Source organism: Streptomyces telluris (genome assembly GCF_024519335.1).
GTDB lineage: Bacteria > Actinomycetota > Actinomycetes > Streptomycetales > Streptomycetaceae > Streptomyces > Streptomyces telluris.
In genome coordinates this window covers 1-367 of the sequence record NZ_JANIID010000102.1, presented here as the reverse complement: position 1 = coordinate 367, position 367 = coordinate 1, and the positions used below count along the sequence as shown (strand labels likewise).

The window sequence follows — 367 nt, the reverse complement described above, 5'->3', positions numbered from 1 at the left end:
CTGGGTCCACTTCTGCGGGTTCTCCCCCAGCGTGCGGTTCAGCAGGGTGAGGATCTGGGCGAACTCCTCGCTGTCCGCCGTCGACGGGTCCGGAGCGCTGCCCGCCTTCTCGAACTCGACGCCCTTGTGGACCAGGAGGGTGGCGTCACCGCCGTCGTCCAGGATCATGTTCGGGCCGCCGGTGGCGGCGTTCGGCCAGGTCAGGGCCTGCTCCGTGCACCACCAGTACTCCTCCAGGGTCTCGCCCTTCCAGGCGAAGACCGGCACGCCCTGCGGGTTCTCCGGGGTGCCGTTCGGGCCGACCGCGATGGCGGCGGCCGCGTGGTCCTGCGTGGAGAAGATGTTGCACGACGCCCAGCGCACCTCC

The 367-nt window shown here is 70.6% G+C and carries 1 protein-coding gene; it reads right to left on the bottom strand.

The genetic code is table 11. The annotated features are described in order from the left end of the window. A partial coding sequence (locus tag NQU55_RS36285; RefSeq protein WP_256791884.1) for an adenosylhomocysteinase occupies positions 1–367 on the bottom strand: 367 nt, incomplete at both ends.